The 1,355-nt window shown below is 75.3% G+C and carries 2 protein-coding genes; both read right to left on the bottom strand.

Annotated features, from left to right (window positions below; translation table 11 throughout):
- The coding region (gene nagZ, locus HW577_RS25070) for a beta-N-acetylhexosaminidase (protein ID WP_198378804.1) at window positions 1-992 on the bottom strand (992 nt) is incomplete at its 3' end.
- 10 nt (window positions 993-1,002) lie between these two features.
- Window positions 1,003-1,355: SPOR domain-containing protein (locus HW577_RS25065; protein ID WP_232475231.1), on the bottom strand; the 353-nt coding region annotated here is incomplete at its 5' end.

The raw sequence follows: 1,355 nt of genomic DNA, 5'->3' as shown, positions 1-1,355 counted from the left end.
GCGACGGAGCGCAGCGCAGCGTCACGCAGCGCCCGCAGCGCCGCGGCGTCACGCGTCGTCAGTGCCCCGCGTACGGCGCGCGCGGCAGCAAGCCGCTCGGCCGCGCGGTCGGTCAGCGGCGGGCAGTCGGCCAGCAGCGCGACACTGTCGGCCAGCCGCCCCGTGCAATGCAGGACCAAGTCGCAGCCCGCCGAAAGCGACGCCCCGGCCAAGTCGTTCGAGGTGCCCCTGAGCGCCCCCATGGCGAGGTCATCGGTGACGAGCACCCCGTCGAAGCCGATCTCGCCCCGGATGACGTCGTGAATCACGGTGGGGGAGATGGTGGCGGGAAGGGTCCGGTCCCAGGCCTCGTAGAGCACATGGGCGGTCATGGCCCAGGCGCCTGAGGCGGCCAGGGCGGCGAAGGGCGCGATATCTGCCTCGAGATCGGCCTGGCTCGCGGACACACGCGGAAGCTCGTGGTGGCTGTCCGCCAGCGCGCGCCCATGGCCGGGGATGTGCTTGATCACCGGAATGGCGCCGCCGGCCTGCAGCCCCGCCACCCAGGCCGCGCCGAGGCGCGACACCTCGGCCGGATCGGCCGAAAGCGCCCGGTCGCCGATGACGCCATGGGCGCCTGGGACGCGCAGGTCGAGCACCGGGGCGCAGACGACGTCCAGCCCTTCCGCCAGGCAGGCGGCGCCGAGCAGCGTGGCATTCGACGCGACCACCGGCGCGGCCGCGCCCTCGAACGCCATGGCCGGCGGAAAGGCCTCCCAGTAGGGCGGACGCAGGCGTGCGACACGGCCACCCTCCTGGTCCACGAGGATCGGCGCCTCCCCGCCCAGGACCTCCCGCACGTCGCGGGTCAGCGCACGCAGCTGCGCCGGATGCGAGACGTTGCGCGCGAACAGGATGACGCCGACGGGGCGGAAGCGCTGCAGCAGCGCCGCCTCCTGCCCGGTCAGGACGGGCCCCGACAGGCCGATGATCGCCGCCCTTGTCACTGGCATGTCCGCGCCGTCAGCGGACCACGGCGCAGGGCACGTTGCGGGCGCGGACCTGCTCGCAGAACTCGCGTGCCGCCTCCGCGCTCGCGAAGCCGCCGGTCCGCAGCCGGAACAGAGGGGCCTGGCCCTCGCGCTCGAACCGCACGACCTGCGGACGGAAGGCACCGAGAAGGTCGCCGTGCCGACGGGCGAGCCGGTCCCATTCGGCCCGTGCGGCGTCCTCCGAGGCCAGCGCGCCGAGTTGAACGCGGATCGTGCCGCCGGGTGCGGGCGCCTGACGGGTCGCCGGCGCGGCCGGCTGCGCCGTGGTTGCGGCCTGAGGCGCCGCTGTCTGGGGCGCTGCAGGCGCGGGTGGCGCCGCCGGCC

The sequence above is a fragment of the Neoroseomonas rubea genome (assembly GCF_016106015.1).
Lineage (GTDB): Bacteria > Pseudomonadota > Alphaproteobacteria > Acetobacterales > Acetobacteraceae > Neoroseomonas > Neoroseomonas rubea.
Note: the sequence above shows the minus strand (reverse complement) of the source record. Positions and strands in the feature narration are given on the sequence as shown.